The sequence below is a fragment of the Mesorhizobium sp. ESP7-2 genome (assembly GCF_020164715.1).
Lineage (GTDB): Bacteria > Pseudomonadota > Alphaproteobacteria > Rhizobiales > Rhizobiaceae > Mesorhizobium.
The window spans coordinates 44,676-67,988 of record NZ_JAIUGQ010000020.1 but is presented as its reverse complement, the minus strand read 5'-3'; the positions used below and the strand labels follow the sequence as shown (position 1 = coordinate 67,988).

Sequence of the window (23,313 nt, the reverse complement as noted above, 5' to 3'; positions counted from 1 at the left end):
GAACGATTGCTTTGGCAGTACCACTTGCGGCCGGCTCCTCCCGCCGACCGATCCTCACGCCGGATTTGGCAGGTAGCTCGCACCTCCCCGGCATAGCTTGAGATACTCCAGCGCCCGCGCCTGCCCCGTGATCTCGAGGTCGCCGCGATAGACCGGATCGTGCCAGCCTTCGATGTCGATGGCGCCCTTGTACCCGGCCAGCCGCAATTCGCTGATCACCCGCGTCCAGTCGCTGTCGCCGAAGCCCGGCGTGCGCATCTGTACGAACGGCAGCCGGCCGAACACGCCGTGCTCGCGAATGACATCCCAGCGCACCGTCGCGTCCTTGCCATGGACGTGGAAGATGCGCGGTGCCCATTTGCGGATCTGCGGCATCGGATCGATCAGATACACGAGCTGGTGGCAAGGCTCCCATTCGAGGCCGAGATTGTCGTCAGGCAACTCGTTGAACATCAGCTCCCAGGCATCCGGATTGTGGGCGATGTTCCAGTCTCCGGCAGCCCAATTGCCGTCCATCGCACAGTTCTCGAAGGCGATGCGAACGCCCTTGTCGGCGGCGCGCCTGGCCAGCGGCCCCCACACTTCGCGAAAGCGCGGCAGGCTGTCTGTCAGCGGCTTGCCGCGGAGCCGGCCGGTAAAGCCGCAGACCATCGAGGCGCCGAACAAATGCGCATTGTCGATGACCGTCTCCCAAGCCTGGAGCACGCCACGATCGACATCGCCGCTCTCCAGCGGATTGCCGAACACGCCGAGCGAAGACACCGTGACATCGGCATCGCCGATCGACTCGCGGATCTGGCCGGCCAGCCGGGGCAGGTCCTTGCCGCCCAGCGTCTGCCAGAAGAAGGGCTGAATGCTCTCGAAGCCGAGCGGCAGGATTGCCTTGATGTAGGCGGCCGGGTCGTCGAGGTTGGCCCGCACCATGGTGCCGATCCTGATGTCGAGAAGCGGGTTTGGCATCATTGTGCTTCCTTTGCGATCATCACGCGACGTCCGGTTTCGGCGCTCTCGATGGCGCCAAAGACCATGGCCAGGCTCTTGATGTTGTCGGCGCCGCGCGTTTCCGGCTCGGTGCCGGTCTCGATGGCATGCATGAAATCCCTGATGATGCCGAGATGGCCCTCGACGCGGTCGGCGGGATCGAGCGCAGGCACCTCGAGTGGCTGGATTTTGTCGAACATGCCGTCGCGGCCCGGCACCACCACTTCCGCCTTCAACCCGTCATGGCCGTCCCAGATCAGGCTGCCGCGCTCGGCGACGACGCGCCAGCTGCCCTCCCAACTGGTGCGGAAGCCGGCCGCGCACCAGCTGCCCGCATAAGTGAAGACCTTGCCGCCACCGAGATCGAAGACCGCGCTGGCCGACGAGCCCTGTCGGTACCAGGAATTGGCCGGTTCCCATTCCTGGCAATGGACGCCGGCCGGCTCGCCATCGACCATGTAGCGGGCGGCGTCGAATGTGTGGATCGCCATGTCGAGCAGCAGCACATGCGCCATCTCCTCGCGAAAACCGCCGAAATGCGGCGCAACGAAAAAGTCGGCGTGGATGCTGGTCGGCTTGCCGATGGCGCCGGAGTCCAGAAACCTCCGGATGCGTCTGACATTGGCGACGTAGCGGCGGTTTTGGACGACGGCATGGATGCGCCCGGCCTGGCGGGCGGCCTCGACGATGGCGCGGGCATTTTCCGGGCTATCGGCGAGCGGCTTTTCCGTCAGCAGATGGCAATGATGGGCAAAGGCGGAAAACGCAACGTCGCGCCGGGCGGCGGGAACCACTACATCGAACACCGCTTGCGGTCGGGTCTGGTCGAGCACGGCGTCGAGGCTGGTGCCGATGACGGCACCACCGAGGTCGTATTCTCGCGCCCTCGCCTTCGCCCTGTCGGCATCGAGGTCGACAAGGCCGACAATGGCAAGCCCATCGATCCGCCGCGCGGCATCGAGCCAGGCCTTGCTCATCGCTCCGCAGCCGACCAGGACGGCGTCGATCATCCAGCACTCCTCCCTCTCGGCCCCTCCAGGCCGATCGTCCCGGCGTTCACGGCATTACCGTAAACGTTTTTCCGTAAACGTTTACGAGAACACACCCGAAGGCGTAGAATGTCAATCGGCAGCCCACGAAAATCGTCGTTGCGCCTTGGCCCGGGCGGCCACCGGTGCTAGCCAAGCATGGGGAGAAACAGTCACTTGGCGTCCAGCATTCACGACCTTGCCCGTCACCTGAACATTTCGATCGGCACGGTATCGCGGGCGCTGAACGGTCGCGCCGACGTCAATGCCGACACGCGCCAGCGCGTGCTCGAGGCGGCCAGGGCTCTCAACTATTCACCGAACCAGTCCGGCCGCAGTCTCAGGCAAGGCGCCACTCGTTCGATCGCCTTCATGCTGCAGCCGCATCCGGGCGACCAGGAATATGGCGAGCCGTTCTTCATTCCGTTCCTGACTGGGTTGCAAGGCCGGCTCGCCGAAAGCGGGCTTGACCTGATCGTGGTGATGGGCGCGCCGGGCGACTATCAGCAGGAGCGCCTGCGGCGTGTCGTCGAGACGCGTCGTGCCGACGCGGTGGTGCTGGCCTGGACGCGGCGCGAGGACGAACGCATCGACTATCTCACCCAGGCCGGCTTCCCCTTCGCCACGCTCGGTCGCAGCCGCTCCGGCGACAAGACCTATCCCTCGCTCGATCTCGATTTCGAAAAAGCAGGCGCCGACGCGGTCGACCGGCTGGTGGCGCGCGGCCATCGCCGCATCGCCGCCATCCGCCCATCGCTCGATCTCAATTTCGGCTATCTGTTCGTCGACGGCTATCGCAAGGCCTTGCGCAGGCATGGCATCGCCGTCGATCCCGGTCTGATCGCCGACGGCTTCATCAACGAGGCCGGGGGCTACGAAGTGACACCGCGGGTGATGCGCTGCAAGGACCCGCCGACCGCCATCATCTTCAACAATGACGCCATGGCGCTTGGCGGGTGCAAGGCGCTGGCCGAGATGGGCATCAAGCCGGGTCACGACATGGCGGTGACCGTCATCGTCGATACGCCGCTCTGCCGCTATTTCTCGCCGGCGCTGACTGCTTTCCGCCCGGCGCTGCAGCCGATGGGACGGCGGCTCGCCGAAATGCTGCTGGCGTCGCTTCCTGCCTTCGCCGGCGCGGAGGGCCCGCGCATCATGCGCGAGGTCTGGCCGCTGGAGCTAATTGCGCGCGATAGCGATTGATCATACTGATCCCGGTGCGGATCGAGGCTGCGGCTGCCTGAAGCAAAGCGACGCCTGGGAGGAACCCTCACGAGTGAACCTCAGGGAGGGTGCGCCGCTGCCGTATGGCGCTTTGTGGCGTTTGCATCCGATGACTGGCGCGCGTACGCGAAGCCTGTCCACGACCGCTCTTTCGCTCGCTTTGAGGTCTCGTTGGCCGCGAGGTAGACTGCTCGCATGACCTTCAGGCTTGTCTTCCTTGGCACCTCGGCCAGCGTGCCCTCGGCCGAGCGCAACCACCCGGCGCTGCTCATTGAAGCCGGCAGTCAACGGGTGCTGGTCGATTGCGGGGAAGGCACCCAGCGTCAGCTTCTGCGTAGCGGCGCCGGATTCAGGCGACTTGATCGCCTGCTCCTCACGCACGCGCATTTCGACCACGTGCTCGGGATTCCGGGCTTATTCTCGACGCTTCGGCTCCGGCAGAGCGAGGACCTTGTGACCATTCATGGCAGCGCCGACACTCTCGACGTCATCGCCCGCATGCTCGCTGGCCTTTGGGGTGAGGGACGCGCGCCGATCCCGCTGCAACTCGTGCCGCTTATTCCCGGACGCGTGTTCGAGGTGGATGAGTTCACGGTCGACTGCTTTCAAGTTCGCCATCGCGACACCGACAGCTACGGCTTCATCTTCGAGACGCCGGCGCGTCGTCACCTCCGCCCGGACCGCTTGGTGGCTCTGGGCGTGCCAGCCGGTCCGATCCGGAAGGACCTGGCCGAAGGCCGCTCGATTTCTCTCCCCGACGGCAGAATGATTGCACCCGAAGCCGTCCTCGGACCACCCGAAGCTGGCAAGAAACTGATCATTGTAGGCGACGTCGAAACCATCGATGGATTGGCCGACCAGGTGAGCGGCGCCGACCTGCTGGTCATCGAAGCCACATTCCTGGAACGAGATGCAACGATGGCGCGCGACTACGGACATCTGACAGCTGCGGAGGCAGCTTCGCTCGCAGCGACCAGCGATGTAAAGCAGCTCGTTCTTACCCACATCTCCGGCCGCTATCGCGACGAAGAAATTCTCGCGGAAGCCGTCCGGACATTTGCGAACAGCCTTGTCGCGACGGATTTCATGACCCTCACCGTCTAGTCCCGCGCTATGGACAGCCCCGCGAGAAGCGGAGCGTATGCGGCGAGCCTGCGGGATACGAATTCCGTGAGGAGCCGCACGCGCTTCGTCTTGCGTGTCTCCCCCTGCGTGAGAAGCCAGAGCGTTCCATACATGTGCAGGTCGGTGCCCGGCACCCTCGCCAGCAGGGGGTCGGCATCTCCGACGAAGCACGGCAGCGTCGTGATCCCGAGCCCTTGCCGTACCGCAACGATCTGCGCCGCGCTGTCCGTGGTCCTGAACGGAACCCCCGTGGTGCGAACCTCACCCTCGCGGGCCCAATCCGGAATTCCATGAATGCTTATGACGATCCACCGGATGGGGTCCCGCGCCCCCGCTCGCCACGCAGCCAGTAGATCGCGGGACATGTAGACGCCGCCGAGCAGCTCCGGTCCTTTCAGGCCGTGAAGATTGAGCGGCAGGGTTTTGCGGTCGTAGACGACGCGGATCGCCACGTCGGCCTCTCGATTGGTCAGATTTGCCAGTTCGCCGGCCGACAAGATTTCCATCTCGATGTCCGGATGCAGACGCGCGAAATCGGCGAAATCCGGCATCAGCAGGTGTGTCGCGAGGGGCGGTGCCAGCGTCACCCGCAGAAGCCCGCGCACGCTCTCGTCGCGCCCGAAGACGCGCGTCTCCAGCAAGTGCGACGACGCTTCCATCTGGTCCGCGAACTCGAGGACCTCCTCGCCCGCAGCCGTCAGGCGGTAGCCCGAAGGCAGCTTTTCGAACATCCGCGCCCCGAGGCGTTCCTCAAGTTGGGCGACGCGTCGCAGCACGGTCGAGTGGTTCACACCGAGGCGCTCGGCGGCGGCCCGCACCGAGCCTCCACGCGAGACGGCAAGAAAGTGGCGAATGTCATCCCAGTCGATCATGGTGCAATCCCGCACCGCGTGGTGCGCTTTCCAAAGTCCGTATCGAATGCATCGTACAGCAGTACGGCCGCCATCATAGCTTATATCGACGAGCGCGACCCAATTCCGAACGACTGATTCCGATCGTCGCGGCCGGCGTCAGTCGTCCAGCCGGATCGATTTTGCACCACCGATGTGCGCGCTTCCGCACTCAACAACTGACGCCGGCGGACCCATTTCGAGGTTCTCGGAGGCAGATGCTGTCCGACATCACAAAAGGAGAAGTCATGGGAAAGCTAGACGGTAAAGTTGCAGTCGTCACAGGCGGATCGAGCGGCATGGCGCTGGCGAGCGCCAAGCGGTTCGTCGAAGAAGGCGCCTACGTTTTCATCACGGGCCGGAGGCAGGAGGCGCTGGACGAGGCCCTCAGGCTGATTGGCCGGAACGTGACCGGCGTGCGCGGCGATGCGGCCAATCTCGACGACCTCGACCGCCTGTTCGACACGGTCAAGCGGGAAAAAGGCAAGATCGATGTCCTGTATGCGAGCGCCGGCATGGGCGAAGCCGTCCCACTGGGCGAGATTACCGAGCAGCATTTCGATGCGACCTTCGGCCTGAATACGCGCGGCACGCTGTTCACGGTTCAGAAGGCGTTGCCGCTGTTCAACGATGGCGGATCGATCTTCATGACCGGATCAGTGGCTTCGGCGAAAGGTTTTCCTGGTTACAGCGTGTATGCGGCGAGCAAGGCGGCGTTGCACGCATTCGCACGCGGGTGGCTCAACGAACTGAAGAGCAGGAATATCCGGGTGAACGTGCTGCACCCGGGGCCGATCGCCACACCGATGCAGGACCAAGTTCTCACCGAGGAGGCGAAGCGGATGTTCGAATCCCTGATCCCGCGGGGAAAGATGGGGCGTCCCGAGGAAATTGCGGCGGCCGCGCTGTTTCTGGCTTCAGACGATTCGAGCTTCGTGAATGGGCTGGAGTTGTCTGTCGACGGAGGTTTCTCGGCCATCTGAAATCGCGTCGCCATGAAGCGAAACGGATAACCCCAGCGCCGTTGAGGCAGGGGAATCAATATCAACATGGATCAGAGAAGTATCATGAGCTATGCGATTGTAGGATTCGGTAAGATTGGCCAGGCCCTCGCCCACGCCTTCGCCCGTAAAAACATCGAGGTGGCCGTCGCGAGCCGCCGGCCGCCCGAGGCGTTGGCGCCGCAGGCTGGGGCGATTGGACCCACGGTCGTCGCCAAGTCGCTGCGGGACGCGCTCGAGGCCGACACGATCATCTTGGCGGTCCCGTTCGGCGAGCATCGCGAGGTTGCGAAGGCCCTGCCGAGTTGGAAAGGCAAGACGGTCATCGACGCGATGAACGCGTTAGTCCCCCCTGAGGAGTTGGACGGTCTCCCGTCCTCCGCCTTCGTCGCGAAGGCGTTCACCGGCGCCAAGTTCGTGAAAGGCTTCAATCACCTGATTGCGGCCACTTTGGCAGCCGATCCGATCGTCGAGGGCGGGCACCGGGTCGTCTTTCTGTCGAGCGACGACGAGGACGCGATCGCTCCCGTGGCGGCCTTGGCCAAACAACTCGGGTTCGCACCCGTCAAGCTGGGAAAGCTCAACGAGGGTGGCGCGCTGGTGCACGCACGCGGCCGCGTTTGGGGCCAGCTCATCTTCCAGGATTTGTTCAAGAAGGAGCAGTAATCGATGTACGATCGTGTGATTTGGCCCGAGAAGCACGATCCCAAAACGTCGGCCATCTATGCGCTCAATGACATCGACGCGAAGGCGCCCCCTCAAGTGGTATGGAGGCTGCTGGCCCACGCCGAGAACTGGTCGAGCTACTTTCCTGCCGAGGATCAGGTCAAGATCCTGACCGATGAGCCGGAACTTGCGCTCGGAGCCAAATACAGCCGGGTGACGGTCGGATTCCCGATGAGTCTGGTCGTGACGGAATGCGAGCCCTTCCGCAGGCTTGCATGGGCGACGACCGTCGATGGCGACGAGACCGGCTCGAGCGCGTACCACGGCTGGGTCATCACTCCCACGAGCGATGGTTGTCATGTGCTGACCGAGGAGACACAGCAAGGCCCCCGGTTCCTCGAGGAACTCGGACGCAAGCATCCCGGTGCGCTCTACCGCTATCACCAGAAATGGGTCGAAAGCCTCGCCCGCGCGGCGGAGGCGGATGTCGCGAAAAAGGCAGGTTAGTGCATTTGTCCTGAAGCCTGGGCCGCACGGGCCAGGTTTCAAGGCTCTCGGTCGAGGGGAACGATGCGCTTCAGCGCATCGATCGCCTTAGCCGCTCACAACAACAACAGGAGATGAATGACATGAATATCAAACTCAAGGGCCGGACGGCGATCGTCACCGGGTCGACGGCAGGCATCGGCCGCGCCACCGCGGAGGGTTTAGCTCGCGCCGGGGCGTCGGTCGTCATTAATGGCCGTGGGAATGCCCGGGTCGACGAGGCGGTGCGGCAGATGCGCCAGTCTTTCCCGGACAGCGAGATCTCCGGCGTCGCCGCCGATCTGTCGACCGCGGAGGGCGCCGACACATTCTTCGCGCAGGCGCCCGACGCCGATATCCTCGTGAACAATGTGGGTACGGCTCACATCCGGGACTACAACGGCGTCGAGGACATCGCGAAGATCCCCGACGAGGACTGGCTTGGCCTGTTCCAGCTGAACGTGATGAGCGGCGTGCGCATGACGCGTCACTACGTGCCGCGCATGGTGGCGAAGGGCTGGGGCCGCGTCGTGTTCGTGAGCAGCGAGTCCGCGGTCAACATTCCCAAGGAGATGCTCGACTACGGCATGACCAAGACCGCGCAACTCGCGATCTCGCGCGGTCTTGCCGAGGCGGTCGCGGGCACGGGTGTCACCGTCAACGCCGTCCTGCCGGGACCTACCCGGTCTGAGATCCTGGGTGACTTTATGGCGAAGCAGGCTGAGGCAAACGGAACCATGCAAGAGGAAGCCGAACAAGGCTTCTTGAGGACTATGCGTCCGACCACCCTCATCCAGCGTTTCGCGACCACCGACGAGGTCGCCAACATGATCGTCTATGTGTGCTCGGAGCAGGCCTCCGCAACCACTGGCGCGGCTCTGCGCGTGGATGGCGGCGTGATCCGCTTCGTCGCCTAAGCGTCTAGCCTCGCCCGGCAGCGGCGGTGTCGGTCTGTGTCAACAGCCATGCAAACAGTGCCAGCGACGTAACACCAGGCGCGAGCCACCACCCGCCCTCCCTTCGCGAACCCACGTCCAGAAGCTGAAACAGCCGGCGATCTCGAAGAACGCGGCGGCGAGATAGACAATCGCGGTTTTGATCACCGGCGCTTCCTTCGACCTGTAAGGGGCGCGTCGCCGGACACCGGCTCCGCCATGTCCTTGAGGATCACGCAGTCCGGTCCTGGGCCTCCGCAGCAGATTGCATCGCAGCGTTCGATGAAATCGGCCAAGGTGCGTTCCAGTCCTTTCAATTCCACGACCTTCTCGCGTACCGCGCCGAGATGAACCTGCGCGATGGAGCGCGCCTCCATGCACGACCGGTCACTATCCTCCGTCAGCTTGACCAGCGAGCGGACCTGTTCGATTGGAAATCCGAACTCGCGACATTGCCGGACGAAAGCCAGCCGTCTGCGGTCGGGCTCGTCGTAGGTCCGTTGGCCGCCGGCACGCCGTGCCGGAACAGGTAGCAGCCCGATCTCCTCATAGTAGCGGATAGTGGGCGCGTTCGTGCGGGTTCGCTGCGCGAGTTCGCCTATTTTCATGACGTCGGCTCCTTGTTCGAAAGGACTTGAACCTCAAGCTACTTGAGGCCTTATGTTCTGGCTAGAACCGATCGCCAGGAGAGGGAACGAGAATGAAACCGCACGAAGCCCTGGCCGGCCATCGAGCCGATCGTTGTCGCTGCGCTTATCGCGCGATAGCCGCCGAGCGATATTTGACACTCGAAGGAGGAAGTCGATGACAAACACTAACGCCAATGGCCGCTCATGGCGGAGAGCCATCGGCATCGGCGTGGTCATTGCGGTGATTACAGCCATCGTGATGCTTGCACTGACAGCTGCCGGCGCATCGCCTTTTCCAAAACCACCTTCGCTGGCTTTCGCGGAGACCTTGTTGGGCCGGTCGCTGCCGTTGCCGGTAGGCTTGCTGTTCCACGCCGCCTACGTGACATTCTGGGCGGTGATCTTCGTACGCTATTTTTCGCGGCGCGATCTCACGACGGCATTGGCGCTCGCCGGAGCACTTTGGCTGGTGATCCTTGTGGTCTTCTTCCCGTTCGTAGGGTGGGGGCTTGCAGGATTCAATGTCGGTCCGAAACTTATTCCGGCGTCGTTCGTGCCGCACTTGGTGTTCGGACTATTGCTCTGGGGACTGGACAAATATCTGCCACACAAAGCCTTGCGCACTTCGCATTCCAGTTGAACTGCGGTTGTTTCAGCAAATGCGTCGTTCGACGACTATCGATGTCTATCGCTGAGCAGCACTTTCCTGGAGCCCGCTACAACGCCGAGCGAATGCCGACATGAAGACCGTCAAAAAGTTACGCTTCTGATTTTAAAGAGAAAATCGTCGCAAAAAATTTAGGGGTTTCACCAACTATCGGAGAACGGTCGGTTGATTTCCAGAACTCGGAACGTTTGGCTGCGCCCCGACGCCGCCTGCAAAAATACCGTCAGCTTAGGCAGCCGCGACGGCCCGCATCCTCGGCTGACCTATCCGAGAGTTTGACTGGCCAGAGCATAAGTTACCGGTGTAGCCGCACCGTCGACCGCAAAATCGACGAGGCGTTTGCCCATCGACATGGTCAGTACGGTGTCGAAGACCGGCATTCCGCTGTGCGCCAGAAAGGCGGCGAATTCGCCGCTTCCCATATGCGTGTCCACCCGGAGGAAACTGCCCGAATGATCGGCGATGTGCGGCCGGACCACGGCGATGGCATCGGTATCTCGCTCCGCTAGGACCGGACCGATGACATGGCCGCGGCCGAAGGGCCGGCAGAGAGCGAAGGCCTTGAGCGCCCCCTCGTCGAAGAGCCCGTAGCCAAGAGATTGTTCGAACAGCTTTTCGACAAGTGCCGCTCTATGCACTCCGAAACCGACCGCATCGAGCGCGATGATCGCCGGCAAGTGCTCGGCCACCAGCCGACGCACCTCGACACACTCCCTGTCTATTCCAGCCGCCGTGGCGGCGCGGGCAATCCCATGGCAGTGATAGACGGTCTTCTCCGGCTTGAAGTCGAGCGAAAGATAGAGCCGCTTTGCCGCCCGGGTCGCATTGAGACGCAAGTCGCGCCCGACCACGTTTTCGAAGACCCGCTTCATCAGCCACTGGCCGGCTCCCAGCGTCTGCAGCCGCGGCGAGGTGATGACCATGCCCACGGTCGCGAAACCGGTGCCATGCGGGAACCACATGGCCGAGCCGAGCACCCGGCCGATCTCGTCGAGCGCAACGAACCCCCGTCCCGATTCGCGCAGGAATTGCCAGTCCTCGGCGCGATGCGGCCATCCCACGGATAGAGAGTGCGCGTGCAACCGGTCGAGTTCGACGCCTTCGATGTCGCCGATCCGCATCGAGAAGGCATCGATTTTCAAGCTTCCGGACGGCTTCAATTCCATGCCTCTGAAAGACCGCGTAACGAGTGACACACAGGGCACCCATGCTCCTGCCAACGCTAAAACAAACTACCGATACGATTTGCTAGAAAGCCGCGCACCAACGCAAGATTCGACTGAAACACTTCCGCTTTCGGCACGCAATCGCGAAAGAAGGCGCACATCCTCCTTCGAATTGTTGCAGCCTATGGTCGACGGCACCAATCCGGCGCACCCAAATGTTTTGAGGGCAGGAATGGACGTCTTCGATATTCTCGACCGCCTCGTCGCCTTTCCATCGGTCGCCGGCAAGCCAAACGATGATATCGCAGGGTGGATCGGGGCCTACCTCGCGGGGCACGGAATAAAGGTCACCCTACTTCCAGGGCCGGAGGGTAACCGCTCCAATCTTTTTGCAACGATCGGCCCCGCCGATGTGCCGGGCTACATCCTGTCTGGCCACATGGACGTCGTTCCCGCTGGCGAGCCGCAATGGACCTCTGCTCCTTTCACGCTGCGCCCGGACGGCGAACGCCTTTACGGACGCGGCACCACGGATATGAAGGGCTTTCTTGCCGCTTCGCTGGCGGTGGTGCCTGCGTTGGCGCGGCTGCGCCTTGCCAGGCCGATCCACCTCGCCTTCTCCTACGACGAGGAGATTGGGTGCCGCGGTGTGCCGCATCTCATCGCCCGGCTTCCCGACCTTTGCGCAAAGCCGCTCGGCGTGATCGTCGGCGAGCCGAGCGGCATGCGCGCCGTGCGTGGCCACAAGGGCAAGGCGGCCGCCCGCGTGATTATCAAGGGGCGCTCGGGCCATTCCTCCCGGCCCGATCTCGGGCTCAACGCCATCCATGCGATGTCCGAAGTGCTCGCCGCTGCCGTGAGTGAAGCCGAGCAGCTGACGCATGGTCCTTTCAACCCTGTCTTCGAGCCAGCCTATTCTTCGCTGCAGGCCGGCGTGATCGCGGGCGGACGGTCTGTCAACATCATCTCCGACAGCTGCACGCTGGACCTCGAGGCGCGTGCCATACCCGGTGTCGACCCTGCCAGCCTGCTCGCGCCGGTCAAGGCGCGGGCCGAAGCACTCGCGGCCGGAGGCTTTCGGATAGAGTGGGCGCCAATGAGCGCCTATCCGGCGCTATCGCTGCCGCAAGACGCGAGCCTGGCGGCACTGCTGGGCGAGTTGACCGGCGAAGCGCCGCTTGCCGCCGTCAGCTACGGCACGGAGGCCGGGCTCTACCAGGCTGCCGGCTTCGACGCGATCATCTGCGGCCCGGGCGACATTGCCCGCGCCCACAAGCCGGACGAATTCATTCTCGCCGGTGAACTCGCCGCCTGCCAGCGGATGATCGAAGCGCTGGGTGTCCGTTGCACGGCCTGAAGGGGAACCGGAAATGACATTCCTGTTCAATTCCGATGCGCGGCGCGGCGCGGTCTTCGCCGACGCTTTCGCCAAAGAATTGCCGGACATCCCCTTCGCGATTGATGCTGGGACAGTCGATCCCGACACCGTGCGTTACCTGATCACCTGGACGGTGCCGGAGAACCTCGCCCGCTACAGGAACCTGGAAGTCCTGTTTTCAATCGGCGCTGGTGTCGACCAGTTTCGCCTCGAGGCGGTGCCTGGGAAGGTGAAGATCGTGCGCATGGTCGAGGAGGGCATCGTGCGCATGATGCAGGAGTATGTAACGCTGGCCGTACTTGCCCTGCACCGCAACCTGCCGGCCTATCTGGCGCAGCAGCGCGCCGGCGAATGGCGTGACGTCCTGCAACTCCAGGCCGGATCGCGCCGGATCGGCGTGCTCGGCCTTGGGCAGCTCGGCCAGGCCGTCCTTGACCGGCTGAAGCCCTTCGGGTTTCCCCTCGCCGGCTGGAGCCGCTCGCCGCGGCAGATCGAAGGCGTGACCTGCCATCACGGCGAGATCGGGCTGGAGAGGATGCTCATGGCCAGCGACATATTGATCTGCCTGCTGCCGCTGACCGAGGACACCCGCAGCTTCCTCGATGCCGACCTGTTCGCGAAACTGCCCGAAGGCGCGGCGCTCATTCACACAGGTCGGGGGCCGCAGCTCGACCACGCCGCGCTTGTCACCGCACTCGACCGCGACCGCCTTTCAGCGGCGATGATCGACGTGACCGATCCTGAACCCCTGCCTGCGGACCATCCGTTCTGGTCGCATCCAAAGATCATCCTCACCCCGCATGTCGCCAGCGTCACCCAGCCCGCGACCGCCGCACGCGCCGTCATCGACAACATCAGGCGCCACCGCGACGGTGTCGAGCCGATCGGGCTCGTCGACCGGTCGCGCGGTTATTGAAGTCCAACCAGAAAGGCCGTCCTCATGTCGCTGCTCAAAACCGTCGATACCAACCCAAGCTTTTCGCCACGCGAATCCAAGGCGCTGCCTGAGCGGCTGATTGCCGGCGACCCTGCCTTCAAGACCTGGGCGCAGGATGTCGCCAAGAACGACCTCGTCCATACAGGCGTCTGGGAAGCGACCCCAGGCGAAACGCGCTCGATCAAGGGGGAGACATTCGAGTTCTGCCACATCCTCTCCGGCGTGATAGAAATCACGCCCGATGCCGGCGCGACGATGACCTACCGCGCCGGCGACAGTTTCGTGATGAAGCCTGGCTTCACCGGTATTTGGAAAACGATCGAAACGGTGCGCAAGATCTACGTGACCGTGGGATGACAGAATCCGAGCGAGGTGCTGGCCGGCGCGGAAGATTTTGCCGTCCCCCGCACCCAGCACACAACATTCGTCGGTGGCGGAACCCCGAACAGCGCATGCTGCGTGCCGGGACGCGCTAGGCTCCTGCCGATGCCGCGGAGTGGTTGTCGATGAGCCTGAGCTTCGATCCCGATACGATCCCCCTTCCCGTCGGTCATTTCATCGGCGGGGAGTTGATCTCGGCTGAGGACGGGATCGAGATATGCCGCCCGTCGGATGGCAAATCATATGTTGCCTGTCCCGTGGCCGGCATAGACATGGTCGACCGTGCGGTGGAGAGCGCCAAGACCGCGCTGAAGGCCAGCAACTGGGGCGGCGTCCGGCCGCGTGAGCGCACCAAGGCACTCCAGGCCTGGGCCGATCTGATCGAAGCGGAAGCGGCAACACTGGCCAAGATCGAGGCGCTGTGCTCGACCCGACCCGTCGGCCAGCTTGTCGCCGGCGACATCGCCATTACCGCCGAGCAGATCCGTTTCTTTGCCGAATTCGCCGACAAGGAAGGCGGCGACTTGGCGCCGACCGACGACGGCAGTCTCGGCATGATCATGAGCGAGCCCTATGGCGTGGTCGGCGCGATCACGCCCTGGAATTTTCCCCTGTCGATGGCCGGGTGGAAGCTCGGTCCGGCATTGGCGGCGGGCAACGCGGTTGTGCTGAAGCCCTCCGAGATGACGCCGTTCTCGACCGTCTACATCGCGCAGCTCGCTGTCAGGGCTGGCCTGCCGGCTGGGCTCGTCAACGTGGTCCTGGGCGATGGTCCGACGACCGGCACGGCGCTGACCGGTCATCCCGACATCGCCAAGGTCTCCTTCACCGGCTCGACCCGCGCCGGATCGGCCATCATGGAGAATGTCGCCCGCACCGGCGTCAAGCCATTGACGCTGGAACTCGGTGGCAAGAGCCCGCAGCTCGTCTTTGCCGATGCCGATCTCGACAAGGCGGCCATCGCAATTGCCGGCAGCGTCACGTTCAACGCCGGCCAGGCCTGCGTGGCCGGCACGCGCCTTATCGTCGAGAAAAGCGTCGCCGAAAGGCTGACGGCCGCTATCCTGGGAAAGATGAAGGCGGTGCGGCCCGGCCCGACCTGGGATGCGACGACGCAGTACTCCCCCATCATCTCCGAACGACAGCGGGCGCGTATCGACGGCATCGTGCGGGCAGCGGTCGAGGCAGGCGGCGAATGCCTGACTGGCGGCAATGCCATGGACCACGCCGGCTATTTCTACGAGCCGACGCTGATTGGAGGTGTCGACCAGTCCAATCCTGCAATCGTCGAGGAAATCTTCGGCCCGGTCCTGACGGTGCAGACCTTCGAGACCGAGGAGGAGGCGCTGGCGCTGTCGAGCCATTCGACCTACGGGCTGGCTTCCGGCCTGTTCACCTCCGACCTCTCCCGCACCATCCGCTTCGCGCGCAAGCTCGAAGCAGGCACCGTCTGGGTCAACCGCTACAGCCGCTCGCGCGACCATATCCTGCCGACCGGCGGCTACAAGCGTTCCGGCATCGGCAAGGACCTCGGCCGTGAAGCCTATCTCGCCAATCGAAGGACCAAAAGCGTCCTGATCAGCCTCTAGAGAGATGCCGATGAAGTCCTATTCGATCGCCCTGATCCCCGGTGACGGCATCGGCCGCGATGTGACCGCCGCCGGCTGGTCTGTGCTGGATACGGCGGCCAGGCACGCAGGTTTTACCCTGGCCGGAACCGATTTCCCCTGGTCCTGCAAGTTCTACAAGGACACTGGCCGTATGATGCCGGAGGACGGCATCGAAACCTTGCGCGGCTTTGACGCCATCTTGCTCGGCGCGGTCGGCTGGCCGATGGAGGTGCCGGATTCCGTCTCGCTTCACGGCCTGCTGCTGCCGATCCGCAAGGCATTCGTGCAATATGCCAACATCCGGCCGCACCGCCTGCTGCCGGGTGTGACGGGGCCGCTGCGGGCCGAGAGCTTCGACATTTTGTGCATTCGTGAGAATACGGAAGGCGAATATTCGGGCGCCGGCGGGCGTGTGCATCAAGGCACTCTGGACGAGGTCGCCGTGGAGACCTCGATCTTCACCCGCGCCGGCGTCGAGCGCATCCTGCGCTTCGGTTTCGAGCAGGCGCGGACACGGCGCGGCAAGCTGGCCTCCGTCACCAAGTCCAACGCGCAGAAATACTCGATGGTGTTCTGGGACGAGATCACGCGAAAGCTGGCTGCGGAGTACTCTGACGTCGTTGTGACCAGCTATCATGTCGACGCGCTGGCCGCGCGCATGATCATGGCGCCGGAGAGCCTCGACGTGGTCGTCGCCTCCAACCTGTTCGGCGACATCCTCACCGACATCGGCGCGGCGATCCAGGGCGGGCTCGGCTACGCCGCCTCCGCCAACATCAACCCCGACCGCTCGGCGCCGTCCATGTTCGAGCCGGTGCACGGCTCCGCGCCCGACATCGCGCATCTGGGCATCGCCAACCCGATCGCCGCCATATGGTCCGGCGCGATGATGCTGGAACATCTCGGCGAAACAGCCGCCGCTGGCCGCATCATGAAGGCCATCGAAGCGACAACCGCGCGCGGCATTGGAACAGTTCCCGGGAAGGACAGGACGGAAGCCATCACAGCGGCCGTCGTCGCGGCACTCACCTGATTGCAAGGCATTTTCGATGAAAAACCTGAAAGACGAAGATCTCTTCCGCGAAGCCGGCCTGATCGGCGGCAGATGGGTCGCCGCCGGCTCCGGCAAAACGGTCGATGTGCTCGACCCAGCGACCCAGTCGGCGATCGGCACGGTGCCCGACATGGCCGGTACGGAGACCTGTGCGGCGATAGAGGCCGCGGCTTCCTCCTATCGGGATTGGAGGAAGAAGACCAACGCCGAACGCGCGGCGCTCCTGGAAGCATGGCATGGCCTGATGCTGGCGCATCTTGACGATCTGGCCCTGATCCTCACGACGGAACAGGGCAAGCCCCTGGACGAAGCCAAGGGCGAGATCCGTTACGGCGCATCCTTCGTCAAATGGTTTGCCGAGGAAGCGCGCCGCATCAACGGCCACACCATCCCCTCGCCCACATCCGACCGCCGCATCATCGTCCTAAAGGAACCAGTAGGCGTTTGCGGCATCATCACGCCGTGGAACTTTCCCAACGCGATGATCACCCGCAAGGTCGCGCCGGCGCTGGCCGCCGGCTGCACGGTGGTGATCAAGCCGTCCGAGTTCACGCCCTATTCGGCGCTGGCGCTCGGCGTGCTCGCCGAACGGGCGGGTATACCCGCCGGCGTCATCAACATCGTCACCGGCATGCCTGCCGAGATCGGCAACGAGATCATGGCGAACGAGACGGTTCGCAAGATCTCCTTCACCGGCTCGACGCGAGTCGGTTCGCTGCTCATGCGCGGCGCGGCCGACAGCGTGAAGCGCTTGAGTCTAGAACTCGGCGGCAACGCACCCTTCATCGTTTTCGACGACGCCGACCTCGATCTCGCCGTCGAGGGCGCACTCGTCTCGAAATTCCGCAATGGCGGCCAGACTTGCGTCTGCGCCAACCGCATCCTTGTCCAGGCCGGCGTCTATGAAACCTTCGCCGCGAAGCTCACCGCCCGTGTCAACGCCATGACGGTGGGGCCCGGCACGCAGCCCGGCATCGCGATCGGGCCGATGATCAACATGGCGGCGGTCGAGAAGATCAACCGCCACGTCGAGGACGCGCTCGCCAAGGGTGCCGAGATCGTCACGCAGAAGCCGGCTTTGCCGGAGGGCCTGCAATATGTCGCGCCGCTGGTGCTGACCGGCGCCACGAACGAAATGCAGCTTGCCGACGAGGAGACCTTCGGCCCGGTCGCACCGCTTTTCCGTTTCGAGACGGAAGAGGAAGCGATCGCGCTGGCCAATGGCACGCCCTACGGGCTTGCGTCCTACTTCTACACCGAGAATTTGAAACGCGCCTGGCGCGTCGGCGAGGCGCTAGAGTTCGGCATGGTGGGCTTGAACACCGGCTCGGTCTCGATGGAGGTGGCGCCTTTCGGCGGCGTCAAGCAGTCCGGCCTCGGGCGCGAAGGCGCGCAGGCCGGGATAGAGGAATATCTCGAGATGAAGAGCTTTCATATGGGCGGGCTGGGCTGAAGCCGACCCGGTTGGATCGGAGGTCACTGGATCCGGTCGAGCGCCTTGTAGTAGAGGCCGACAATAGGCAGGAACCAGGGCTTGCCCGAATAGCCCGGGATGGCTGGCCACTCGAGTCCTTTCAGCGGATTGCGGTCGTCGCGGCCAAGCATGGCATCGGCCAGGACCATGCCGAGATGGGTGGAAAGCTGCGCACCGTGGCCGGAATAGCCCATCGCATACCAGACCCCGTCGTGATAGCCGGCGCGTGGGAAGCGGTCCTTGGTCATGTCGACCAGCCCGCCCCAGCAATAGTCGATCTCGACCTTGGCGAGTTGCGGGAAGATCGCGGCAAGGCTTGCCTGCAATATCTGGCCGCTCTTGGAGTCGGAGCGCTGGTCCGATGTCGCGGAAAAGCGTGCGCGCCCGCCGAAGATCAGACGATTGTCGGGTGCGAGCCGGAAGTAGTTGCCGATGTTCATCGAGGTCACGCAAGTGCGGTTGCCAGGCATGATCGCGGCGATCTCCGTGTCGCTCAACGGCCGCGTGGCGATGATGAAGCTGCCGACGGAGATGATCCTGCGGCGGAAATAGCCGAAGTCAGGCGTGGTATAGGCGCCGGTCGCCACCAGCACATTGTCGGCGCTGATGCGGCCACGCGACGTGGTCAACTCATGCCTTTTTCCCACCTGCTTGCGATCCGTCACCGCCGCGTTCTCATGGATAATTGCGCCGTGACGGACAGCCGCCGTGGCCAGCCCGGCGACATAGTGGCCCATATGCATCATGGCGCTCTTCTTCGACAGCATCGCGCCATGGAAAGGCGAACCGATTTCGGACTTGAGATCCGCCGCCGACAGCAGCGCCGTGTCCGGATCCACCTCGGCATGGAGGGCTTCGAAGTTACGGACGATCGATTCGAAATGCTGCGGCTTGGAGGCGAGCTTGAGCTTGCCGGCACGGCGGAAACTGCAGTCGATGCCCTCCTGCGCGACCAGCGCCTCGATCGTGTCGACGGAGTCGTCCAGCGCCCGGTAGAGCGCGATCGCGCGTTCCTTGCCGAGCTCCGCCTTGGCCGAGAGGTAGCTATGGGCAAGCCCGTTGTTCAGATGCCCGCCATTGCGCCCGGATGCCCCCCAGCCCACGCGCTCCGCTTCCAGCACCGCCACCTTGGCGCCGGCCTTCGCCAATTGGAGCCCGGCGGCGAGACCGGTGAAGCCGCCGCCGATGATGGCGGCATCGTAGTGCCCCTCGACCGGGCCTTGCGTCGCGCCGGAAAATACGGGGGCTGTGTCGTGCCAGTAGGAGACCAGCTTCATCGGCAATCCGCCTGTTTTAGAGACCGACCACGCCTGGAAGGCCCGAAATGTCCGATATCTCGACATAGCCGTAATAGGGGTTGGCCGGTTCGTGACCGCGGTTGACCCAGACCTTGTTCTTGATGCCGAGATCGTGCGCCGACATCAGGTCGTAGCGGAATGAGGACGAGCAGTGAAGAACGTCCTCCGGGCCGCAGCCCAGCCTATCGAACATGTATTCGAAGGCCTTGAAGCGGGGCTTGTAGGCCTGTGCCTGCTCGGCCGTATAGACGGCATGGAAGGGCGCGCCGAGCTTCTCGACGTTGGACATGATCTGCGCATTCATGGCGTTGGACAGGATGACCAGCGGAATTTCTTTGGCGACCTTTGCCAAGCCGGCCGGGACATCCGCGTGAGGCCCCCAGGTCGGCACACGCTCATAGACCATCTTGGCGTCGTCGGGGCTGAAGGCAACGCCATTGCGCTTGCAGGTGCGCTCGAGCGCGTTGTGGACGACGTCGGCATAGGGCTTCCAGTCGCCCAGGATCTCGTCGAGCCGGTACGCCGCGAAGTTCTTGATGAACTCCTGCATGCGCGGCTCGTCGAGCCGGCTGCCATAGAGGTCGCGCGCCGCTTCCGCCATCTGGAAGAAGGTCAACGTGCCATAGCAGTCGAAGGTGATATATTTGGGCCTGAAAGAAGCCATGTCCGTCGATCTCCGGTGGAAGCACTTCCGCGTTGGGACGTATTTCATCATAGGCTGGCAGGCGGCGAGCCACCTGACCGAAATAGCCTTCCCGAAAGCAGAAAGTTTCGTATCCGCCTGCTGGTTTGGCACGCTGTAGCATCCCGACGGTCAATGGGCCTGCCTTCCCTGACCTGAAACGCATCCGCCACGGGCGGCGCCAGCACAAGATGCGGCGCACCGCTCACGCTACGGCGAAAGATATCGCCGAAGCCAGCGCCTTCAGACGATCTGCGGCGCGCCGATGGTCGAGACTTACGGCAGACGGAAGGGTGCCTCATGCAGCAGGAAGAGATCAAAATCCACGCGTTCGGGCCGAACCATATCGAGGGCGCGGTGGCGCTTTCGCGTCAAGAGAATTGGCCGCATCGTCCGCAGGACTGGCAGATGGCGTTGCAACTCTCCAGCGGCGCGGTCGCGCTCGGTGACCACGGCCAGGTCACCGGGACCATCCTGGTTACGCCCTATGGCAATGAATGCGCCATGATCAACATGGTGATTGTCGACAGGAATGTGCGAGGCAAGGGGCTCGGTCGCCGGCTGATGGAACAGGCGTTCGCCCTTGCCGAAGACCGTCCGCTGCGGCTTGTCGCGACACGGGATGGCATGCCTCTCTACGAGAAACTGGGCTTTGTGCCCTCCGGCACGGTCGTGCAGCATCAGGGCCAGGTCGCGGAGCTCGATGCGCCTGCGGAGGTGGAGGCCGCGGCCACCGTCGACCTGCCGGAAATCAAGGCGATGGACCGCGACGCCTATGGCGCGGACCGTGAAGCTCTGATCGATGCGCTTGCCGAGCGCGGGGAATTCGCCGTCGTCCGCCGCAACGGCGCCATCGAGGCTTATGCGGCGATCCGCCCGTTTGGACGCGGCGAGGTGATCGGCCCTGTGATCGCCGGAAGTGTCGAGGACGCCAAGGGCCTGATCAGCTTTTTCGCCGCGTCGCGCCCCGGTGCCTTCCTGCGCGTGGATACCGACAGCAGGAGCGGCATCGCCGATTGGCTCACGGAAATCGGCCTCGCCCATGTCGGTGGCGGCGTGACCATGGACCGTCCGTCCAGGCCGGACGCGGCACAGGCGCGGCCAAAAGTTTACGCACTCGCCAACCAGGCGCTCGGCTAGAGCCGGATGATTTCGGATCAAGTCGATCCGAAGTCTGAATCCGGCTCTAAATCAAAGGGATAGGGCATGATGTCGTCCGAAAACCGCTTCACGCTTTTCGGCATCATGCTCTAGCCGGAGGTATCAATGCTCGCCAATTCCCTGATCGAACTCGACCGCGCCCATCTTATTCATCCGGTTTCGTCATATCGCGGCCACGAGGCGCTTGGCGTGCGTGTGCTGAAATCGGCAAAGGGTGCGACCGTGACTGATGCGTCCGGCAAGCAGCTCGTCGACGGTTTCGCAGGATTGTGGTGCGTCAACGCAGGCTACGGTCATGACAGCATCGTCGAGGCGGCGGCACGGCAGATGCGCGAACTTCCCTACGCTACCGCCTATTTCGATCTCGGCTCGGAACCGGCCATCCGCCTCGCCTCGGAACTGGCCGAGCGTGCGCCTGGGGATCTCAATCACGTCTATTTCACGCTCGGCGGATCGGACGCGGTCGACAGCACGATCCGTTTCGTCCGCTACTACTGGAACGCCAAGGGCGAGCCGCAGCGCGACCAGTTCATTTCGATCGAGCAGGGCTATCACGGATCGTCGGTGGTCGGTGCCGGCCTGACCGCGCTGCCCGCTTTTCACGCCGGCTTCGGCATCCCTTTTGAATGGCAGCACAAGATTCCGTCCCCCTATCCCTATCGAAACCCGGCCGGCGAAGACGGGAACGCGATCATCGCAGCCTCGCTCACCGCGTTGAAGACCAAGATCGAGGAGATTGGGCCGGAGCGGGTCGCCGCCTTCTATGCCGAGCCGATCCAGGGCTCGGGCGGTGTCATCGTCCCCCCGAAAGGCTGGATCAAGGCGATCCGCGAACTTTGCCGGGCGTACGGCATCCTGTTCATCGCCGACGAGGTGATCACCGGGTTCGGCCGCACGGGACCACTGTTCGCTTGCACGGAAGAAGACATCGTTCCCGATCTCATGACGACGGCCAAGGGCCTGACCTCGGGCTACGTTCCGATGGGCGCGGTGTTCATGGCCGACCATGTCTACGACGTGATCGCCGATGGCGCGGGCGCTTCGGCGGTCGGTCACGGCTACACCTACTCCGCCCATCCCGTCAGCGCCGCCGTCGCGCTCGAAGTGTTGAAGCTCTATGAGAATGGACTTTTGGAGAACGGCATCAAGGCCGGCGCACGCCTGATGGCGGGATTGGCCGGCCTGAGCGATCATCCGCTCGTCGGCGAGGTGCGCGGTCGTGGCATGCTTGCCGCGGTAGAGTTGGTGACCGACAAGCAGAAGAAGACGCCGCTTCCGGCCTCGGCCATGCCGGCGCGGCGGGTCTTCGACAGGGCGTGGGACAATGGCCTGATCATCCGCGCCTTCGCGCATGGAGTCCTCGGCTACGCGCCGCCGCTGTGCTGTACCGACAGCGATATCGATGCGATCATCGACCGAACGCGCCGAACGCTCGACCAGACGCTGGACGATCCCGATGTCCGCCAAGCTTTGGCATGAGGGGCAGCGAAATATGTCGGGTTTCGAAATATCGCCGGGGCAGACGATTTCGCAATTTTGTGCCGCGCACTTGCGCCTTTTCGGCGAATCCAGCGCTGGGGAAGTGCCAGACTGCAGTTAAGACAAGGCCAGAAAGCCCGATTTTCCGGGCCTTCGGAAACGGCCGACGCCCCGGGCAGCACGGAATTTTGTTCTGTTCAGCACATGCATTTCGGCAGCGCGCAGAGGAGAGCCAGTCTTGGCTAGGGGCTTTAGCAAATTCAGATACATGACCTTCGATGTGGTCGGCACGCTGATCGACTTTGAAGGCGGCATAACGACTTGCCTGGCTGGCATTGCCGCCGAGGCCGGCGTCTCGGTCGACGGCGAAGAGGCGCTGGCCCTTTACCGGCAGGCCCGCTACATGCCCGATGCAGGCCTGTTTCCCGACGATCTCGTTCGTGTCTACGGGGTCATCGCGCCGCAGCTCGGCCTGCCGGCCGAGGAGAAATACGGCATCCGGCTGCGGGATTCTGCCAAGCTCTGGAAAGGCTTCCCCGACAGCGCGGCGGCAATGGCAGACCTTGCGAAGTCGCACAGACTGATCGCCATGACAAATGCACGGCGCTGGGCGCTCGAACATTTCGAAAAGCAGCTGGGCCTGCCCTTTTTCGCCACCTTCACGGCAGACGATACAGGCACCGAGAAACCGGACCCGGCCTTTTTCCAGAAGGTCTTCGACTTCGTGGCGGCCCATGGCGACAGCAAGGACGAGATCCTGCACGTCGCGCAAAGCCAGCACCACGACATCGGCATATCCCGGGCGCTTGGCATGACCAATTGCTGGATCGAGCGCCGGCATGCGCAGAAGGGCTATGGCGGCACGATCGAGCCTGAGCGCTTCACCGTGCCGGACCACCACTTCACCTCGATGGCAGCCCTGGCGGCGGCCGTGCGGGAAAGCCTGAAGGAACGAACCTAAGCCAGGCCGGAAAGCGCGCGGCAAGACGGGCATCCGGACCGAGAAATCAACAGAAAGGGGA

General features: G+C 63.6%; 25 protein-coding genes. 17 read left to right on the top strand and 8 right to left on the bottom strand.

Going from position 1 to position 23,313, the window contains the following annotated elements:
- Positions 1-54: 54 nt before the first annotated feature.
- Positions 55-963 (bottom strand): sugar phosphate isomerase/epimerase family protein, encoded by a 909-nt coding sequence (locus LB543_RS19490; RefSeq protein WP_224615227.1) that lies wholly within the window; start codon positions 961-963, stop codon positions 55-57.
- Positions 960-1,991 carry a Gfo/Idh/MocA family protein gene (locus LB543_RS19485; protein WP_224615226.1) on the bottom strand — a complete coding sequence of 344 codons (1,032 nt, stop codon included), beginning with the start codon at positions 1,989-1,991 and terminating at the stop codon, positions 960-962. Before LB543_RS19485 ends, LB543_RS19490 begins: the two co-directional genes overlap by 4 nt.
- A 195-nt stretch (positions 1,992-2,186) precedes the next feature.
- Between LB543_RS19485 and LB543_RS19480 the strand changes: the two genes are divergently transcribed.
- Positions 2,187-3,212 (top strand): LacI family DNA-binding transcriptional regulator, encoded by a 1,026-nt coding sequence (locus LB543_RS19480; RefSeq protein ID WP_140756975.1) that lies wholly within the window; start codon positions 2,187-2,189, stop codon positions 3,210-3,212.
- 216 nt (positions 3,213-3,428) lie between these two features.
- Positions 3,429-4,337, top strand: a complete 909-nt coding sequence (locus LB543_RS19475) for an MBL fold metallo-hydrolase (RefSeq protein ID WP_224615225.1) — start codon at positions 3,429-3,431, stop codon at positions 4,335-4,337.
- Here LB543_RS19475 and LB543_RS19470 read toward each other — a convergent pair.
- Positions 4,334-5,230, bottom strand: a complete 897-nt coding sequence (locus LB543_RS19470; protein ID WP_224615224.1) for a LysR family transcriptional regulator — start codon at positions 5,228-5,230, stop codon at positions 4,334-4,336. The genes LB543_RS19475 and LB543_RS19470 overlap by 4 nt on opposite strands.
- A 266-nt stretch (positions 5,231-5,496) precedes the next feature.
- Between LB543_RS19470 and LB543_RS19465 the strand changes: the two genes are divergently transcribed.
- The 4 genes from LB543_RS19465 (at position 5,497) to LB543_RS19450 (ending at position 8,357) form a co-directional block, all read left to right on the top strand.
- Positions 5,497-6,231 carry an SDR family NAD(P)-dependent oxidoreductase gene (locus LB543_RS19465; protein ID WP_224615259.1) on the top strand — a complete coding sequence of 245 codons (735 nt, stop codon included), beginning with the start codon at positions 5,497-5,499 and terminating at the stop codon, positions 6,229-6,231.
- Between the two features lie 84 nt (positions 6,232-6,315).
- On the top strand, positions 6,316-6,915 hold the full coding sequence (locus tag LB543_RS19460) for an NADPH-dependent F420 reductase (RefSeq protein ID WP_224615223.1): 600 nt from the start codon (positions 6,316-6,318) through the stop codon (positions 6,913-6,915).
- A gap of 3 nt (positions 6,916-6,918) precedes the next feature.
- Positions 6,919-7,422: an SRPBCC domain-containing protein gene (locus LB543_RS19455; RefSeq protein ID WP_224615222.1), complete on the top strand. Its 504-nt coding sequence runs from the start codon at positions 6,919-6,921 to the stop codon at positions 7,420-7,422.
- A 122-nt stretch (positions 7,423-7,544) separates the two neighbouring features.
- The gene (locus tag LB543_RS19450; protein WP_140808176.1) at positions 7,545-8,357 is read left to right on the top strand and encodes an SDR family NAD(P)-dependent oxidoreductase; all 813 of its coding nucleotides are present in this window, start codon (positions 7,545-7,547) and stop codon (positions 8,355-8,357) included.
- A 39-nt stretch (positions 8,358-8,396) separates the two neighbouring features.
- Here LB543_RS19450 and LB543_RS19445 read toward each other — a convergent pair whose 3' ends face one another.
- Positions 8,397-8,543, bottom strand: coding sequence for a hypothetical protein (locus LB543_RS19445; RefSeq protein WP_181182802.1), 147 nt, complete (start codon positions 8,541-8,543; stop codon positions 8,397-8,399).
- Positions 8,540-8,983 carry a MerR family transcriptional regulator gene (locus LB543_RS19440; RefSeq protein ID WP_140756963.1) on the bottom strand — a complete coding sequence of 148 codons (444 nt, stop codon included), beginning with the start codon at positions 8,981-8,983 and terminating at the stop codon, positions 8,540-8,542. Before LB543_RS19440 ends, LB543_RS19445 begins: the two co-directional genes overlap by 4 nt.
- A gap of 133 nt (positions 8,984-9,116) precedes the next feature.
- Between LB543_RS19440 and LB543_RS19435 the strand changes: the two genes are divergently transcribed.
- On the top strand, positions 9,117-9,644 hold the full coding sequence (locus LB543_RS19435) for a hypothetical protein (protein ID WP_224615221.1): 528 nt from the start codon (positions 9,117-9,119) through the stop codon (positions 9,642-9,644).
- Between the two features lie 290 nt (positions 9,645-9,934).
- On the opposite strand, the gene LB543_RS19430 is transcribed toward LB543_RS19435, so the two are convergent.
- Entirely contained in the window at positions 9,935-10,837 is a 903-nt protein-coding gene (locus LB543_RS19430) for a GNAT family N-acetyltransferase (RefSeq protein WP_224615220.1), read from the bottom strand.
- A gap of 232 nt (positions 10,838-11,069) precedes the next feature.
- Here LB543_RS19430 and argE point away from each other — a divergent pair, with 232 nt between their 5' ends.
- The 6 genes from argE to LB543_RS19400 all read left to right on the top strand — a co-directional run bounded on the left by argE (position 11,070) and on the right by LB543_RS19400 (position 17,650).
- On the top strand, positions 11,070-12,194 hold the full coding sequence (gene argE, locus LB543_RS19425; protein ID WP_224615219.1) for an acetylornithine deacetylase: 1,125 nt from the start codon (positions 11,070-11,072) through the stop codon (positions 12,192-12,194).
- A 13-nt stretch (positions 12,195-12,207) separates the two neighbouring features.
- A complete protein-coding gene (locus tag LB543_RS19420) occupies positions 12,208-13,131 on the top strand; it encodes a 2-hydroxyacid dehydrogenase (protein ID WP_224589907.1) in 924 nt (307 codons plus the stop codon).
- A 24-nt stretch (positions 13,132-13,155) separates the two neighbouring features.
- Entirely contained in the window at positions 13,156-13,509 is a 354-nt protein-coding gene (locus tag LB543_RS19415) for a cupin domain-containing protein (protein WP_140808182.1), read from the top strand.
- A 149-nt stretch (positions 13,510-13,658) separates the two neighbouring features.
- Positions 13,659-15,122 (top strand): aldehyde dehydrogenase family protein, encoded by a 1,464-nt coding sequence (locus tag LB543_RS19410; protein WP_224589908.1) that lies wholly within the window; start codon positions 13,659-13,661, stop codon positions 15,120-15,122.
- A 10-nt stretch (positions 15,123-15,132) separates the two neighbouring features.
- Positions 15,133-16,176, top strand: a complete 1,044-nt coding sequence (locus tag LB543_RS19405) for a tartrate dehydrogenase (protein WP_224615218.1) — start codon at positions 15,133-15,135, stop codon at positions 16,174-16,176.
- Positions 16,177-16,192: 16 nt separating this feature from the next.
- Entirely contained in the window at positions 16,193-17,650 is a 1,458-nt protein-coding gene (locus tag LB543_RS19400; protein ID WP_224615217.1) for an NAD-dependent succinate-semialdehyde dehydrogenase, read from the top strand.
- Positions 17,651-17,673: 23 nt separating this feature from the next.
- Here the strand turns inward: LB543_RS19400 and LB543_RS19395 are convergent, their stop codons facing one another.
- Both LB543_RS19395 and LB543_RS19390 read right to left on the bottom strand, forming a co-directional pair.
- Entirely contained in the window at positions 17,674-18,948 is a 1,275-nt protein-coding gene (locus tag LB543_RS19395) for an NAD(P)/FAD-dependent oxidoreductase (protein ID WP_224615216.1), read from the bottom strand.
- Positions 18,949-18,964: 16 nt separating this feature from the next.
- The gene (locus tag LB543_RS19390) at positions 18,965-19,633 is read right to left on the bottom strand and encodes a haloacid dehalogenase type II (protein ID WP_224615215.1); all 669 of its coding nucleotides are present in this window, start codon (positions 19,631-19,633) and stop codon (positions 18,965-18,967) included.
- Here LB543_RS19390 and LB543_RS19385 point away from each other — a divergent pair.
- The 4 genes from LB543_RS19385 to LB543_RS19370 all read left to right on the top strand — a co-directional run bounded on the left by LB543_RS19385 (position 19,632) and on the right by LB543_RS19370 (position 23,252).
- On the top strand, positions 19,632-19,772 hold the full coding sequence (locus LB543_RS19385) for a hypothetical protein (protein WP_181178383.1): 141 nt from the start codon (positions 19,632-19,634) through the stop codon (positions 19,770-19,772). The genes LB543_RS19390 and LB543_RS19385 overlap by 2 nt on opposite strands.
- Before the next feature lie 179 nt (positions 19,773-19,951).
- Positions 19,952-20,791: a GNAT family N-acetyltransferase gene (locus LB543_RS19380; RefSeq protein ID WP_224615214.1), complete on the top strand. Its 840-nt coding sequence runs from the start codon at positions 19,952-19,954 to the stop codon at positions 20,789-20,791.
- Between the two features lie 126 nt (positions 20,792-20,917).
- Positions 20,918-22,291: an aspartate aminotransferase family protein gene (locus LB543_RS19375; protein ID WP_224615213.1), complete on the top strand. Its 1,374-nt coding sequence runs from the start codon at positions 20,918-20,920 to the stop codon at positions 22,289-22,291.
- A gap of 268 nt (positions 22,292-22,559) precedes the next feature.
- On the top strand, positions 22,560-23,252 hold the full coding sequence (locus tag LB543_RS19370; RefSeq protein ID WP_411908770.1) for an HAD-IA family hydrolase: 693 nt from the start codon (positions 22,560-22,562) through the stop codon (positions 23,250-23,252).
- The last annotated feature ends 61 nt before the right edge of the window (positions 23,253-23,313 follow it).